This is a genomic window from Acinetobacter sp. KAM396 (assembly GCF_021602765.1).
GTDB lineage: Bacteria > Pseudomonadota > Gammaproteobacteria > Pseudomonadales > Moraxellaceae > Acinetobacter > Acinetobacter towneri_A.
In genome coordinates, this window is record NZ_BPPH01000022.1 from 19872 (window position 1) to 35907 (window position 16036).

Here is a 16036-nt window from a genome sequence, read left to right on the forward strand (position 1 = left end):
TTAATTCAATTGCTCGAAAGATTGTGCTTGTTTGGGCATCGCCAACGCTTGGTCGATATAGGCCACACGTAAAGTATCCCGTGAGCCCAAATAACGCTGATAGAAACTTGAGTTTAAAATAGCCGCTGCACCATGCGTAAGTGCCCAAATTGAAGCCAGATAATCACGCACTTCCATCTTGCTGTGAATGGATTCTAAATATTGTTCAGTCATACGAATAATGATGCGTAATCGGCTTTTGCGGACTTGGTATAGTTCACTAAATAACAAACCAATGCCAACACCTGTTGTAGAAAGGCGTTCTTCAATTTGGTGAAAAAGTACGGTACGCTCAGGATGATGCAAGTGATGCAGCATAAAAAATGCTAGATGTTCAGAAAACTGTTTTTCAGCGTCTTTAATCATTTCTAGCAACATGCGCTCATTACGAATAATAAGCAACATATAAAGTTCATCTTTACTTTGAAAGTGTTTATATAGAGTACCTTTAGCCAAATCCAGTTCTGCTGCCAAAGCATCAAGGGTCATTCCTGCTTCACCATTTTCCAAGAGCAACTGCTCTGCCACTTGGAAAATTAACGTTTCTCTTGCTCGAAACTGAGCCTGACGATCCATCTTCACCCGATAAACTCTCTTTACACGATTCAATCAATTGAAATTTTTAATATACCACCACAACATTCGGTATTTGCTTTGCTCCACAATACAAATTAATGTCCTTTGAGCAGGTTTTCAAAGTTTTGTGTTGTTATGAAAGCAATTTCCTCTAAGGACTTATCATATACATCACACAAGGCTTTGGCTACATACGGAACGTATTTTGGCTCATTTGTCTTACCGCGATATGGCACAGGTGCCAAATATGGACTATCAGTTTCAATTAAGACACGATCTAAAGGCACTTGCTTGGCCACATCACGTAAATCTTGTGCATTTTTGAAGGAAATAATGCCTGAAAAAGACACATAATAACCGCAATCTAACACCGCTTTTGCGGTTGCCCAGTCTTCTGTAAAGCAATGTAATATGCCATGCGTCGATTTTTCTGCACGGATAATATCCACTGTATCATGCTTAGCCGCACGGGTATGAACCACCACTGGTTTTTTTACGGCTTGTGACGCATGAATATGTCGTGCAAAACAGGCTTTTTGCTCTGCGACAAAATCGGTACAGTGAAAATAGTCCAGACCTGTTTCGCCCAAAGCCCAAACCTTGTCTGCTTGTGCCAAAGCAATCAGTTGTTCGGTAGTGGCGCGTTCCATATTTTCAGCGTTTTCACAAGGATGTACACCCACGCTATAACCGACATTGGCATGACGTGCTGCAATTTTTGACAATGCAATATGATCGTCTAAATCGACAGAGATACCCATGATTTTAGACACGCCCGCTAGGCGTGCCTGTGCAATTGCTGCATCTAAGTCGCCATCATAAGGGCTTAAATCCAGCATCGTTAAATGACAATGTGTATCTACAAACACGATTTTTTCCTAAAAGAAACAACCTACATAGTGTAACTGTTACGGTTGTCAGACTTAAGCCCCGCAAGGATTCTTTCGGCTTCAGATTTGTAATAAACGCCTTTTTCACCGCTCAGTTGAATCCCAAAGCCTTGCATTTTAATGCCATTTTGTTTTTGCGAAATCCAAATAACTTTACCTGTGAGTGGAATTTTTTGTGATTGTTCGGGCAAAGTTGCAAGCACGAAGATTTCTTCACCCATTTTCACAGGTTGTTTTGAGGGTACAAATAAGCCACCACCCACAACGTATGGCATATAACTTAAATATAGCGTTTCGACATCAGGAATATTGGCCTGAATAATACCGCCCATACGTGGTTGCATCATGTTCCCCTTAAATATTCATTAACTTAATACAGAGCTGATCAAGCACTAGATTACTTTGCACGTTTTGCTCAAGCATTGGCTTGGCTTGCTGTAATTCTGCATATAAACCAAACAGACGTTCCAAGTCATATTGTTCAGCCAAATGCTGCAAAGCGTTGCTTAAATCCAAATTTTTAATGCTTTGGTTTAGCTTGACACAAATTAAATCACACAACAAGTATTCAAACATCTGGCTAAAATCAGTAAAGCTCAGCGCCTTGTTCCACTTGGTTGCAATTGCCATGGGCATATTTTTTTGCGTCACCAGTTTATACCAGTCTTTCAGAAAATCTTTACGCTGCTCTAACCATTCTGCCTGTGCTAACTGAAGAGCCTGCAACGGCATTTGATTGGACAAATTCATCAATAATTGCTGCTTGTTTACATCTAAATCAGGCAAATGCTGCTGCAAATATGCTGTAGCTTGTTCTGCATCAATACGGTCTAAAGCAAAGTGCTGTAAACGACTGCGAATGGTTGCAGGCAATTTAAGATAGTGATCTGCCAGCAAAATAATCACGATGCGATCACCCGGTTCTTCTAGGGTTTTCAGCAAAGCATTGGAGGATGCAATATTTAAGGCCTCAGCAGGTTCAATCACAACTACCCGCCACCCATCTACCGTTTGCTGGACAAAAGGTAATAAATCACGGATCTTCTCGATCTTAATTTTCGCGTTTTGCTTTTTATTCTCTTCATCGGTGCTGATATAGACATAATTCGGATGCGTATCTGATTTTAACCACTGACAACTGCTACATTCACCACAAGGCTGTGACTGCACATCACGCTGCTGGCATAAAATCCAAGCCACAAATTGCTGTGCAAAGGCTTCTTTACCACACCCCTCTTTGCCAAAAAACAATAAACCATGCCCCATTTTGGGAAATCGACCAGTTAGATTTTCCCAAACTTGTTGTTGCCATGGATACACTTGTCCAATTACATCACGTTGCATGGTAGGTGATTCACTTACTCAAAATGGGCAATATCCATTGCATTTAAACGGTCTAAGTCTGCTTGGGTGTCTACACCTGGGGGTAAATTGGCTTCTGCAACAGCAATAGCAATACGGTGTCCATTTTCTAAGACACGCAATTGCTCTAAGCTTTCTAGCTTTTCCAATGTTCCCATTTCCCAAGTCACATATTCTTGCAGCAATTCCACACGGTAAGCATACAACCCTAAATGACGATAAGCATGTTCATGCAATTGTGGTGTCGCTTCTTTCGCACCATCACGGTCATAAGGAATCGTAGCACGGCTGAAATACAAAGCCTGATTGTGTTTAGACATGACCACTTTAACAATGCTATCGCGGGTAAATTCATCTAGTTGCTGAATCGGCTCACACAGCGTAGACATAGAACATTCAGGTTGAGCTTCGAGCAACTGCGCCACTTGTTGTACCAATTGTGCAGGTAAAAGTGGTTCATCGCCCTGCACATTGACAATAATATCGTGTTTATCCCAACCTTTAATACGCGCCACTTCGCTTAATCGGTCTGTGCCAGAGGGGTGATCTGCCGAAGTCAACACCACATCTACACCTTCAGCACGGCACAATGCTGCAATACGAGCATCATCGGTGGCCACACACAAATCATCAAAACCTGCCACTTTTTTTGCCTGATCGACTACACGCAAAATCATGGCGCGACCATGAATTTCCAGTAAAGGTTTGCCTGGCAGACGTGAACTGGCATAACGTGCAGGGATAACAATGTGCTTCATAATTTTCCTTATCATGTTCTTTCAGGCAGGTTTAAACCCAAGTGTTTCAATTGTTGATGTATGGTGACATAGCAGGCCGATGACAATACAGCATCTACAGGTACAACCCAAATTTCACGCTGAAAATCTGGATATTGCTTTAACAGTGGCAATAACTTGACGGCATCTTTCTCTGTGGTAATGATCGGTTGCAAGTCGTCAAACTGCAAATCGGTAATTTCATAGTCATGGTGATCTGGAAACTCATGGCATTGAAACTGGGTCACACCCATCGATTCTAACGTTTTATAAAACCGTTCAGGAAAGCCAATGCCCACGACAGCATAAAAATTTTGGGTCGGATCAAAAATTAATTCTTGTGCGGGATGCAATAAATATGGCTCTGCAACAGCCAAATGCATATTTAGTTCAGAACTCGGGTGCGTTGCATGTTCAATCACCGTGGCATGCTCTAATCGAGATTTTGGTTCACGCAAATAACCTTCAGGTAATATTTTCTCATTGCCCAAACCACGATTATTATCTAAAACAATCCATTCCAATTGACGGTTTAAAGCCAAATGCTGCAAACCATCATCACTGATAATTAAATCCAATTCATGCTGTGAAAGCAGCAATTCAATACTTTTTTGACGATTTGGCCCCACTGCCATCGGCACGCCTGTTGATTGCACAATTAAAGTCGGTTCATCGCCCACGACCTCTACATTCGCATCGATACTGACATAAACTGGAAATGGTCCTTTGCCGCCATAACCACGGCTAATCACGCCGACACGAATATCTAAACTTCGTAGATATTTAACCAAATGAATCAACAAAGGAGTTTTGCCACTGCCCCCCACAGTAATATTACCAATCACCATCACAGGTACGGGAGCGGTATAAGCGGTTTTAATCCCTGAACGATATAAGTTCTGATTGAGTAAGCTCACGCCACGGTACAATAAAGACAAGGGTCTAAGCACAACCAGCCATTTGGCTTGTTGCTGCCAAGCGTCCTGAATAAATTGTGCCAAAGACATGGATTAATGTTCCTCGAAGTTACGTTGATGCAACTGGAAGTACGCGCCTTTTTGCGCTATGAGTTCCTGATGGGTACCTTGCTCTAAAATACGCCCTTGATCCATCACCACAATACGGTCAGCATTTTCAATGGTAGATAGACGGTGTGCAATGACAATGGTGGTACGGTCTTGCATGGCCGCATCAAATGCACGTTGAATAAAGTATTCAGATTCATTGTCTAAAGCACTGGTGGCTTCATCTAAAATTAAAATTGGTGCATTTTTTAAAATAGCACGGGCAATCGCAATACGCTGGCGTTGACCGCCTGACAAATTCAAACCTTGCGCACCGAGTGGTGTATCGTAGCCTTGCGGTAAAGCCATAATAAAGTCATGAGCATAAGCTGCTTTGGCTGCAGCAATCACTGCTTCATCACCCGCACCTTCAAGCTGACCATAGGCAATATTTTCACGTACCGTACGGTTAAACAATACCACTTGCTGATTGACCATAGCAATTTGGGAGCGCAAGCTATTCAGCTCAATATCACGAATATCATGCTGATCAAACAAAATTTGCCCCGAAGATACTTCTTGAAAACGTACCAACAGATTGACCAATGAGGTTTTACCCGCACCTGAACGACCGACCAAAGCCACTGTCTCGCCTGCTTTGACATCTAGATTGAAATCATGAATGGCATGGTGTCCATCTGAATACACCAAATTCACATTTTTAAATTGCAAATTGCCTTTTAAGTCTGGTGTAAGCGTCCCGTGATTGTCTTCTTCAGGCATATCGAGCAATTCAAAGACTGAATGTGCTGCTGCCAAGCCGCGTTGTAATTTTTCATTAATATCGGTAAGAGCTTTAATTGGCTTACTCAACATGCCTGCTGCAGTGATATACGCCACAAACTCGCCAGCTGAAATATCACGTAGAATTTCTGGACGTAAGGCAATCCAGATAATAATTGCCAAAGCAATGGACATAATGAACTGCACCACTGGGCTGTTCAATTGCTGCACTGCCACCATCTTTAAACCACGACGCAGGTTTTCTAAAGAGTTTTCTTTAAATCGGCTTTGTTCATAGGTCTGACCACCAAAACCTTTGACGACCAAATTACCATTCACCGTTTCTTGCACCACGTGGTTTACATCTCCCATGGTGTCTTGTACTTGAATAGATAAACGACGCATACGTTTCGCAGCTTTACGAATCAGCAAGCCAATTAATGGGCCAAATACCAAAATACAGAGGGTCAAACGCCAGTTAGTATACAGCAAATAGCCGAGCAAGCCGAGTGTAATCAAACCCTGTTGTACCAATGTACGCAGCGATTCTGTAGATGCAGCGGTCAACTGCTCTACGTTATACATAATTTTGGCAGTAATGTGCCCACTGGTATTATCTAAGTAATACTGTGCAGGTAAACGCAGCAATTTAGCAAAGACTTCCTGACGGATATTGAATACCAAATTACGTGAAATCACTGCTGTATAGTAACCGCCAATAAAAGTTCCCAAACCACGGAAAAACATCAGTGCAATGACTAATAGCGGAAATAGTGTGGTGAAAGATTGGTCACGCTCCTGAATGGCATTAATAATTTTTTCCAAGAGTTTTGCCACAGATACTTCTGTGGCTGCATTAATGGCGAAACCGATAATCACCAAGATTGCCAAGCCCCAAAATGGGAGCAAATATCTCAGAAGACGGCGATAGACCTGTAAATCCTTCTTCACTAATAACCTCGAGTTGGGACTTTCGTACTGATATTGATGTTGACGAAACCAAGTTGTCCTGCGACATCCATCACTCGAATCACATCTTGATGAGTGGCTTTGGCATCTGCAGCAATAATAAACATTAAATCACGTCGATCTTGAGAAATTTGTTTAATTGCTGTGCTTAAATCTGCCACTTCCTTAGTCGAAAGTGCCTGACCATTGACAGAATAATGCCCTGAAGAATCTACCACGACTTCAATTTTATGTTCATAAGATTTTGGTGGTACGCCTTGCGCATCTGGCAAAGTTAAATTCATACGGCTAAATTGGTTAAATGTGGTCGAAAGCAACAAAAACACCAAGATGAACAGTAAACAGTCAATCATTGGAGTCAGGTTAATATGAATATCTTCAACTTGCGAGCGTTTGAATTTCATAAACTCACCTTAGCTTACTTTTTTCACATCTTGCACATCCGCATCAAGCTGATGAGGTTGACTCTGATGAAATAATCCTGCGTGAAACAAAGTCGCTTGCTGCTCTAACTCAGCAGTATATTCTTGCACCAAACGCTGAAAATAACGATAGGCAAATAAGGCTGGAATTGCAATTAACATACCTGCAGCAGTGGTAATTAAGGCTTTAGAAATCCCTGGAATCATTAAGGTTGGATTACTTGCACCCACATCAATCACTAAAAATGATTCAATAATCCCAAGCACTGTACCCAATAAACCCAATAATGGCGCAACTGCACTGAGCGTACCCAAGAAGTTGATATTTTTTTCTAAATAACCAATTTCTTGTGAAGCTGTCGCTTCCATTTGTGCACGCGCATAGTGTTCTGATTGTTGTTTGTTACGCGCACCCGCCTCAAAAATACGGCCTAATGTACTGTTTTTTAAGTTGGCGCTTTGATTTAGTTGTTGCAACACAGTCGCTAAACTTTGCCCGCGGTTGAGCAACAACGCATTGGGCAAAATACCTGCTCTCTTTAAACGCATAAAACGCTCAATGGTAATTGCAACGGTAAATACCGAGCACAATACCAACGGCAGCATCAGCCAGCCACCTGCTTTTACCAATTCCCACATTCGCTTTTCCCCAATAAAATACGAATTAAAATTAATCGGACAGGCAAATATTTAAAATACCATCCAGCTCTTCCAGAGAGTGATAACTGATGGTCAATTTACCCTTACCTTGCTTGTTATAATCAATTTTAACATCTGCACTAAAACGCTCAGAAAGACGTTGCGTGAGTTGTTGAATATCAGGTGCAATAACCGTTTTCGGCTTTTCTTGTTTTGGCGCATTAAAGTCACGTACCAACTGTTCGGTTTGACGTACCGATAAATTCTTTTCAATTACATGCTGCGCGACTTTGAGCTGATCTTTAGCTTTCAAAGTTAAAATAGCACGTGCATGACCCATATCTAGCAAGCCTTGCTGCATCAACTCTTTAACAGGCTCAGCCAAAGTGAGTAAACGCAATAAATTACTGACCGTGGTACGTGCTTTACCTACTGTTTCGGCAATTTCCTGATGACTCAAGCCAAACTCATCGTGAAAGCGTTGTAACGCCATTGCCTGATCAATTGGGTTGAGGTCTTGACGCTGAATGTTTTCAATTAATGCCAAAGCAATCGCGACCTGATCGGTCAAATCACGCACAATTGCAGGAATTTCAGTTAAACCTGCCAACTGTGCAGCACGCCAGCGACGCTCACCTGCAATAATTTCATAAGGATGTTGTTCGTCATCTATCGGACGAATCACAATTGGCTGCATTACACCATGTTTTTCAATAGATGCCGCCAATTCCTGTAAATCTTGCTCTTGAATAAAGCGACGCGGTTGATATTCACCACGTTTTAATAAATTGACATCAATTTGTTTTAGCTGACCATGATCTAAAGATTGCACTTCAAGTTGTAATTTTTCTTTCTGGATTGACCCCAATAAGGCATCCAAACCACGACCTTTGGCTAATCCGCGTTTTTTTGTGGTCATGCTTTACTTCCTTTTTTCACTTTGCTTTTTTTCAACATTTCAGCTGCTAAATTCAGGTAGGCAACTGCACCCTTCGAGCTTTTTTCAAAATAAATGACGGGTAAACCGTGTGCAGGTGCTTCTGCCAAGCGTACATTACGCGGAATCACGGTATCGTATAATTTTTTACCAAAATAGTGCGATAATTCTTCAGACACGTCACGGGTTAAGGCATTGCGCGCATCATACATGGTGCGTAATACACCAATAATTTCTAAATCAGGATTGAGTGCTTGTTGAATACGGTCAATGGTTTGCGTCAGGTCAGCCAAACCTTCAAGTGCATAATATTCGCACTGCATTGGAATGATTACACTTTGCACTGCTGCTAAAGCGTTTACTGTAATTAAGCTTAAACTTGGTGCACAGTCGACAATAATATAATCAAAGTCTTTGGCAACTTCTTGCAAGGCATTGCGCAAAATAAACTCACGCCCCTCTTGCTCAGCAATCACCAATTCAACCCCAGCCAAATCACGATTGGCACCCAAAACTTTATAACCAACTTCTGCCTTGCTAATTGCAGTTTCAATCGGCACTTCGCCCAACAATACATCGGTCACTGAATACAGCAAATCATTTTTTTGAATGCCTGAACCCATGGTGGCATTGCCTTGTGAGTCCATATCGACCAATAAAATGCGCTTTTTCAAAACAGCCAAAGATGCTGCCAAATTTACTGCGGTTGTGGTTTTTCCGACACCACCTTTTTGGTTCGCAATCGCAATAATTTGTGCCATGATCACCCCAGTCCTTTGAAAAATTTAAATACGTTTTAATAAAAGTAAATGACGTTGTTCGTCTAAGCGCGGAACTTTAAGCTCGATAATTTCACAGCTGAATTCATCTTTCAATGCCTCTACTTCATCGGCAGGAATCAAACCTTTCATAGATGCAATAATACTTTGCTCATGCATAAATGGTTTTGACGCGGCTACAAAGTCAGTTAAAGATGCAAAAGCACGACTGGTAATTACATCAAACTGACCTAACTCGCGGATGCTGTCTTCATTTTCAACACGGGTCTGAACTGCCACGACGTTTTTCAGTTTTAAATCGGCAATAAACTGTTTTAAGAAACGAATCTTTTTACCATTCGAGTCCAATAACACGCAATCGCGCTCAGGCTGACACAAGGCAATAATCATGCCCGGCATACCACCGCCAGTACCAATATCCAGTAAACGACCTGCAGGCAAATCTTTGAGGATGCTCAGACTGTCTAGCAAATGCTTCACTAGCATTTCTTTCGGGTCACGAATTGCAGTGAGGTTGTACGCTTTGTTCCATAGCACCAAAGCATCTTGGTATTTGAGTAATAAATTTAAAGCCTCATCACTGAGCTCTAAACCTAAAGCCTGACTACCTTGCTTGAGTTCCTGAAAAAACGAATGCATCACAATTCACATCTCGAAAAAGTTAATGGAAGTATACCGATTTATAGTTGCAGTCATAGGGGCGAATGCTTAGTGAATATGCACTTAAGCGTACACACCCTGCTGAATTTGTTGATCTAGCGCATTTAATCGTTCAGGAGTGCCAACATCCACCCAAACACCCTGTAATTTATGTGCTGAAATTTTTTCTTGCTGCATAGCTTGTTTAAGCAATGGTGCAAGCGGACGCTTACCAGATTCTAAACCGACGAACATTTGCGGATGCATCACCGCTACGCCACTATAAGTCAGATTTTCACCTGAGCGTGCTTGCTCAAAAGTATAGGCTTTGTTTGCGGCCAAAGTGAAATCACCTTGCGGATGCTGTACTGGATTTTCCACCAAAACCAAATGTGCCAAGTCGTTTTGAAGTTGCATATTTAATAGTGGTTCAAAATCCATAGTAGTCCAAACATCGCCATTCACCAATATAAAAGGTTCATTGCCTAATAATGGCAAGGCTTTGATGATACCCCCTGCTGTTTCCAAACCTTCACCTTCATGCGACCACAAAATTTTTACACCAAACTGAGAACCATCGCCCAAAGCTTCTGCGAGTTTTTCACCTAGCCATGCGGTATTAATAACAATTTCCTGCACACCAATTTTTTTTAATTTTTCGATGTGCCACACAATTAAAGGTTTTCCACCGACTTCCAATAAAGGTTTAGGCGTATGCAGCGTCAAAGGACGCATACGATTGCCCATTCCTGCGGCAAGAATCATGGCTTTCATTTAGGCAACCACCTCATACTGACCATATTTTGCTGTAAATTTTGGCATCACTGTCGTGTGAATAAAGTGCATAAATGGTTGTAATTCTGGATAAGGCTTACTTTCTTCAAGTAAATACCACATCACGCGCGGTAAATCTTTGAGATAACCCGATTTACCATCACGCTCAAATAAACGCACAAAAATACCTAAAATTTTGATATGACGCTGAATCGCCATCATGTCGGCATCTTTTTTAAATTGTTCAAAATCGCGTTCCTGTTTAGATGTTTCTGGCATTAAGTCATAAAACATTTTAAACCAACGATAGACACGATCCGCATTCCACTGTACATAAGCATCCCGGGTAATCGAAATTAAGTCGTATGTATCTGCGCCAATGACCGCATCCTGAAAATCAATCACACCAAGTTCTGTGTAATCGCCTACTTTCATTAAGTTTCGACTATGAAAATCACGATGCACAATCACTTGCGGCTGGGCCACGGCAGCATTGGCTAAAATAGCAAAAGTGCGTTTAATTAAGGCACTTTCTTCTGCGCTTGGCTGAATCTGTAAGGCAGGCAATAACCAATCGGTGAGTAACTCCATTTCACTAATGAGTTTATCATAGGAATATTCAGGGAAATGTGCCGTACCATCAATACCTTGTAATTGAATTAACTGCTTAAAGCACTGCGCATAGTAGTCATCTACAGTCTGATCATTCAGCAAGGTGGATAACAAGACATCACCAAAATCTTCGAGTAACAAAAAGCCTTGTGTCAGGTCTTTGGATACAATTTTTGGCACGCGCACGCCATGGGCAGCAAAAAATTCATCAATCGTCACAAAAGGACCACAATCTTCTTTTTCTGGTGGTGCATCCATGAGCATAAATGTTTTATTATTCAAATTGATTCGTGCGTAACGACGAAAACTTGCATCGCCTGCTAAAAAATGAGTTTCAAATTGATCTGAACCAAGTACAGATGTTAACCATGTTTGTATCAATTGTTCGCGTTGTGTATTCATTTGCAATAAATTCTAATACAGGCTGAGTTTTTAAAGTGCTAAGTGTAGCTACTTCTGCGCTTTTTCTCTATGATGCGACAATAATTAATTGCGATTAAGCACTCTTGGTTGATGAGATAAATGAAGCATCAGTTTAAATTTAATCCTTTAGCGACTGCGGTCTTAACTCTGTTATGTGGTCACTCTGTTTCCAGCTATGCGCAGACCACAGATCAGACTTCATCTGTCACAAATCTCAATAACCAGCAGCTTAAGCACACCATTCAAGAAGCTTATCCTGGGCAGCAGTTCTTTGAGCAATATTATGTTGATAAAGCCGCACCTGAAGCACAACAATTTGGTCACAGCCAAAGTTCTGCCTATTGTGAAGGCGCATGGCTAACGCCGATTAGCTCAGGTACTGTTGCGGTAGATGCTGCAAATGCAACTTCTACAGTGACTGCCGATTATGGTCACTATGATCCAAATGGCGATTCAGTCTTAGAAGGCAACGTGGTGATTGACCAAGAAGGTCGTCAAATTCGTGCCGATAAAATTACCATTGATCAAACTCAGACCTTTGCCAAAGCCGAAGGTCGGGTACAAATGGCGCAAGCGGGTTTACTGGCGCAAAGTGATGAAATTAATTACAACCTAAAAACCCAGCAAGGTGACTTAAACAACAGTTTTTATATTGCAGAAGAACAACATGCACACGGCATGGCAGAAAAAATTGCACGCACCTCAACCAATACGATGGTGCTGAATAATGCCACTTACAGTACTTGCCCGCCTGAACAAGCCCCGACTTGGAAAATTCAAGCCAATGAAATTAAGCTGAATCAGGAAACGGGACGCGGTGAAACACGCGGCACCAAATTGTATGTGAAAAATGTACCAGTTTTAGCTGTACCCTACTTCAATTTCCCAATTGATGACCGCCGCACCACAGGTATTTTGACACCTAGTTTTGGCTTTACCAATGATGGTGGGGTTGAGCTATCTGTACCTGTGTATTTAAACCTTGCACCGAATTTTGATGCTACCGTTAGCCCTCGTTATATTGCCGATCGTGGCGCGATGCTAGAAGGTGAATTCCGATATTTAACTGAAAATTTTGGCTCAGGTAAAATTTGGGGTGGTTATTTGGCATCGGATGCTAAATATGATGACCAAGACCGTAAAGACCTACATTTTTTACATGGTTGGCAAATCAACGATCAATTTTCAACCAATTTGGAATATAACTACGCCTCGGACAAAGACTACTTTGCCGATTTAAATAACAACCCGAACTCTAAAACCGACCTGAATTTACGTCGTGCTTGGGAGTTAAATTATCGTAAAGGCATTCCAGGTTTAAAAGCACAGCTCAAAGTTGAAGATTTCCAAACCCTTGATCCATCTATTGAGTATGAAAAACGTCCTTATGCACGTTTACCACAATTTTTATTGAACTATAAAACAGGTAATCCTCAAGGTTTCCAAGTCGAATTTAATAACGACACGGCTTACTTCAAAAAAGACATTGGCGCATTGGAAGTAGGCGAACCTAGTGGTACGCGTATTTATAATGACGTTGCAGTGCGTTACAACTACCGTAATCCGTGGTCATTTGTAATTCCTGAAGTATCGTTACGTAACATCAACACCTTCTATGACAAAGACACTCGAAATGCGTTGAATCAATACAACTCATCTAGTGAAAGTGAGTCGGTTACTGTACCACAATTTACATTGGATACAGGGATTACCTTTGAAAAAGATGGTCGCTACTTGCAAACCATCACCCCGCGTGCGTTCTATGCCTATGCACCGTATCGCAATCAAAACAATCACCCGAACTTTGACTCTGCAACAGCTTCTATTAATTATGACCAGTTGTTCAGTCCAAACCGATTCTATGGTCATGACCGCTTAGAAGATAACAACTTTTTGTCTTTGGGTTTAAGCTATAGCCTGTTTGATGAAATTGGTTTAGAACGCCTTAGAGCAGGAATTGGTCAAAGTTTTTACTTTGAAGATCGTCGTGTCACGCTGGATAATACCGAAGACGAATTTAATACTGAAAACCGTACTGGGCCAATTGTTAGCTTAACTAGCCAGCTAAGCCAAAACCTCAGTATGGGTGCGAATGCTGCATGGATGTCAAATGGTGACAATGCACAGCGCAGTGTCAATATGCTTTACACAGGTGATCAAGGCTACTTATATAGTTTTGGTTATATTAACCGTCGTGTTATTCCAAACCGTCAAGATCATTATGATCAAGTCGTGGCATCGTTTATTCAGCCTATTCACAACAACTGGCGTATTTTAGGTCATGCACAATATGACCTAGACAACAGCGTTGCGCGTGAATATTTGCTGGGTGTGAACTATGAGTCGTGCTGTTGGGGCATCTCAGTCTATGGTCGCTCTTACTATAACGATTTAGATGATGTTACCGATGTCGGTGTAAAACCAAAACGTGCCATTATGGCGGAGTTAAATTTGAAAGGTTTAGGCGGTTTCAATAATAAACTTGCATCTTTGCTTGAAAACCGTATTTTAGGTTTTAATAAAATTAATCAATCTTGGACACAACGTTAATGAAGACAGAACAGTTAAAACGATTTTTAAAAGCATCAACCTTAGCTCTTTGCATGGCAGCAGCGCTGCCTGCATTTGCTGCGAATGATCAAATTGTGGCTGTAGTTGACAATAGTGTCATTTTAAAAAGTGATTTAGCGCAAAGCGTGGTTGAACTCAAACAACAACTGGAAATGCAAAAGCGCCCTGTTCCACCGCAACACATTTTAGAACAACAAGCTTTAGAGCAACTGATTGTACGCCAAGCACAATTAGAACAAGTCAAACGCTATAATATTAAAGCCGATGAAAAATCTTTAAATGAAGCAGTTTTAAAAGTTGCACAGCAAAATGGCGCAAACAGCCTAGAAGCTTTTCAGCAAAAATTAGATCAATCTGCGCCAGGCAGTTATGCATTTTTACGTAACCGTATTGCTGAAGATTTAGCAATCAATCGCTTACGTCAACAAGTCGTAATGTCACGTATTCAAATTAGCGACCAAGATGTTGATAATTTCCTGAAAACCCCGCAAGGTCAAGCAGCATTAGGCAATCAAGTACATATTTTGCATGTGCGTGTTTCAGGAACAGAAAATGCCGCACAAGTTGCGCAAAAAGTAAAAGCTGAATTAGCACAAAGTAATGACGTTCAAACCATTAGCAAAAAATACACAGGCAATGGTGTAACCGTACAATCTGCAGACTTGGGTTTACGTAACCTAACAGATATTCCTGCAGAACTTGCTGCACGCATTACACCGTTAGATGTGGGTCAAACCAGTGAACTGATTGAAGTACGTGATGGCATTCATGTGGTCAAGCTCTTAGAGCGCAAAAACACAGAACAACGTGCATTAGTACCTCAATATCAAACCCGCCACATCCTCATTCAACCGACAGAAGTGGTTAGCCCTGAAAATGCTAAACACATGATTGAGAGCATTTACAACCGCTTAAAAGCAGGTGAAGATTTTGCAACCTTGGCAGCGACTTTCTCTAACGATGCAGGCTCTGCACGTGATGGTGGCAGCTTAGGTTGGGTCAACCCTGGGGTGATGGTACCTGAATTTGAAAATCAAATGAAAAACACCGCCAAAGGCGAAATTAGCGTACCATTCCAAACTCAGTTTGGCTGGCATGTATTGCAAGTCACCGATATCCGTCAACAAGATATGACACGTGAATACCAAGAACGTATGGCACGTCAAATTTTAGGTGAACGTCAATTTGATACTGAACTAGACAGCTGGTTACGTGAAACACGCAACAATGCTTTTGTAGAAATCAAAGACCCAAGCTTAGATCGTAAAAAGAACTCCTAAGCGCGTAGAACTTTTAAATTTTTAGATCACAATCAAAACCAGTGCCACTGCACTGGTTTTTTACTTTCAAGCGTAGCTGCTCAAACTTATGTCTCATCCGTTCGACTTTCATCAAGAAAAGTTTTTATTTTCTATTAGTTCCAATGGTAGCTGCAATTCTCCACACTCTTCTTCTGGCTCAGATGGGATAGTAATTTTGACTTGATTATTTAACTGCCAAACTCCTTTTACAGGTTCAAATAACTTGTATTTTAGCTGAAAAATACGCTCTTCATCTGGCATTAATTCAACTTTTTTAATAATCGAACACTGCTTCTCAGGAAATAATTGATCTTTTGTTTCAGTATTATAAAAATCTAAAGGCACATCATTGGGTAATCCTCCCATAAATAACCGAAGTTAAAAGTAGAGGTTAAGCAGCCATTAGAGGTGGCTTTCCTTTGTTAGCTAGATGTGGTCTTTCATGGTTGTAATGCCACAACCAGTTTGTTGCATAATCTTGTACTTCATCCAAAGTATCAAATAAATGCTTGCTCAGCCAACTATAACGTATGGTCCGAT

At 41.2% G+C, this 16036-nt stretch carries 18 protein-coding genes; 2 read left to right on the forward strand and 16 right to left on the reverse strand.

Translation table 11 applies throughout. The annotated features are described in order from the left end of the window. The 14 genes from L6C30_RS10710 to L6C30_RS10775 all read right to left on the reverse strand — a co-directional run bounded on the left by L6C30_RS10710 (position 1) and on the right by L6C30_RS10775 (position 11603). The gene (locus L6C30_RS10710; RefSeq protein WP_019836530.1) at positions 1–615 is read right to left on the reverse strand and encodes a TetR/AcrR family transcriptional regulator; all 615 of its coding nucleotides are present in this window, start codon (positions 613–615) and stop codon (positions 1–3) included. Between the two features lie 95 nt (positions 616–710). Continuing rightward, positions 711–1484, reverse strand: a complete 774-nt coding sequence (locus L6C30_RS10715) for a TatD family hydrolase (protein ID WP_019836531.1) — start codon at positions 1482–1484, stop codon at positions 711–713. A gap of 23 nt (positions 1485–1507) precedes the next feature. Beyond that, the gene (locus L6C30_RS10720) at positions 1508–1849 is read right to left on the reverse strand and encodes a PilZ domain-containing protein (protein ID WP_019836532.1); all 342 of its coding nucleotides are present in this window, start codon (positions 1847–1849) and stop codon (positions 1508–1510) included. A 10-nt stretch (positions 1850–1859) separates the two neighbouring features. Further along, complete coding sequence (locus L6C30_RS10725) at positions 1860–2849, reverse strand: DNA polymerase III subunit delta' C-terminal domain-containing protein (RefSeq protein WP_070154589.1); 990 nt, start codon at positions 2847–2849, stop codon at positions 1860–1862. 14 nt (positions 2850–2863) lie between these two features. Next, the gene (gene kdsB / locus L6C30_RS10730) at positions 2864–3625 is read right to left on the reverse strand and encodes a 3-deoxy-manno-octulosonate cytidylyltransferase (protein ID WP_019836534.1); all 762 of its coding nucleotides are present in this window, start codon (positions 3623–3625) and stop codon (positions 2864–2866) included. An 11-nt stretch (positions 3626–3636) separates the two neighbouring features. Beyond that, positions 3637–4650 (reverse strand): tetraacyldisaccharide 4'-kinase, encoded by a 1014-nt coding sequence (gene lpxK / locus L6C30_RS10735; protein ID WP_236163044.1) that lies wholly within the window; start codon positions 4648–4650, stop codon positions 3637–3639. Between the two features lie 3 nt (positions 4651–4653). Next, positions 4654–6381 (reverse strand): lipid A export permease/ATP-binding protein MsbA, encoded by a 1728-nt coding sequence (gene msbA / locus L6C30_RS10740; protein WP_026438035.1) that lies wholly within the window; start codon positions 6379–6381, stop codon positions 4654–4656. Next, on the reverse strand, positions 6381–6803 hold the full coding sequence (locus L6C30_RS10745; RefSeq protein WP_004976812.1) for a biopolymer transporter ExbD: 423 nt from the start codon (positions 6801–6803) through the stop codon (positions 6381–6383). Before L6C30_RS10745 ends, msbA begins: the two co-directional genes overlap by 1 nt. Before the next feature lie 9 nt (positions 6804–6812). Continuing rightward, a complete protein-coding gene (locus L6C30_RS10750) occupies positions 6813–7460 on the reverse strand; it encodes a MotA/TolQ/ExbB proton channel family protein (RefSeq protein ID WP_004976814.1) in 648 nt (215 codons plus the stop codon). 31 nt (positions 7461–7491) lie between these two features. Next, positions 7492–8379, reverse strand: a complete 888-nt coding sequence (locus tag L6C30_RS10755) for a ParB/RepB/Spo0J family partition protein (protein WP_230244641.1) — start codon at positions 8377–8379, stop codon at positions 7492–7494. Further along, the gene (locus tag L6C30_RS10760; protein ID WP_096901175.1) at positions 8376–9158 is read right to left on the reverse strand and encodes a ParA family protein; all 783 of its coding nucleotides are present in this window, start codon (positions 9156–9158) and stop codon (positions 8376–8378) included. The genes L6C30_RS10755 and L6C30_RS10760 overlap by 4 nt, the downstream gene beginning before the upstream one ends. Positions 9159–9182: 24 nt before the next feature. Beyond that, positions 9183–9815, reverse strand: coding sequence for a 16S rRNA (guanine(527)-N(7))-methyltransferase RsmG (gene rsmG / locus L6C30_RS10765; protein WP_131261485.1), 633 nt, complete (start codon positions 9813–9815; stop codon positions 9183–9185). An 84-nt stretch (positions 9816–9899) separates the two neighbouring features. Continuing rightward, on the reverse strand, positions 9900–10589 hold the full coding sequence (gene murU, locus L6C30_RS10770) for an N-acetylmuramate alpha-1-phosphate uridylyltransferase MurU (RefSeq protein ID WP_236163043.1): 690 nt from the start codon (positions 10587–10589) through the stop codon (positions 9900–9902). Next, complete coding sequence (locus tag L6C30_RS10775) at positions 10590–11603, reverse strand: aminoglycoside phosphotransferase family protein (protein WP_236163042.1); 1014 nt, start codon at positions 11601–11603, stop codon at positions 10590–10592. A gap of 120 nt (positions 11604–11723) precedes the next feature. Between L6C30_RS10775 and L6C30_RS10780 the strand changes: the two genes are divergently transcribed. Both L6C30_RS10780 and L6C30_RS10785 read left to right on the forward strand, forming a co-directional pair. After that, positions 11724–14174, forward strand: a complete 2451-nt coding sequence (locus L6C30_RS10780; protein WP_236163041.1) for an LPS-assembly protein LptD — start codon at positions 11724–11726, stop codon at positions 14172–14174. After that, positions 14174–15475 (forward strand): peptidylprolyl isomerase, encoded by a 1302-nt coding sequence (locus L6C30_RS10785; protein ID WP_236163040.1) that lies wholly within the window; start codon positions 14174–14176, stop codon positions 15473–15475. Before L6C30_RS10780 ends, L6C30_RS10785 begins: the two co-directional genes overlap by 1 nt. A 111-nt stretch (positions 15476–15586) precedes the next feature. Here the strand turns inward: L6C30_RS10785 and L6C30_RS10790 are convergent, their stop codons facing one another. Together L6C30_RS10790 and L6C30_RS10795 are read right to left on the reverse strand one after the other, a co-directional pair. After that, on the reverse strand, positions 15587–15862 hold the full coding sequence (locus L6C30_RS10790) for a hypothetical protein (RefSeq protein WP_236163039.1): 276 nt from the start codon (positions 15860–15862) through the stop codon (positions 15587–15589). A gap of 25 nt (positions 15863–15887) precedes the next feature. After that, the coding region (locus L6C30_RS10795; RefSeq protein WP_236163412.1) for an integrase core domain-containing protein at positions 15888–16036 on the reverse strand (149 nt) is incomplete at its 5' end.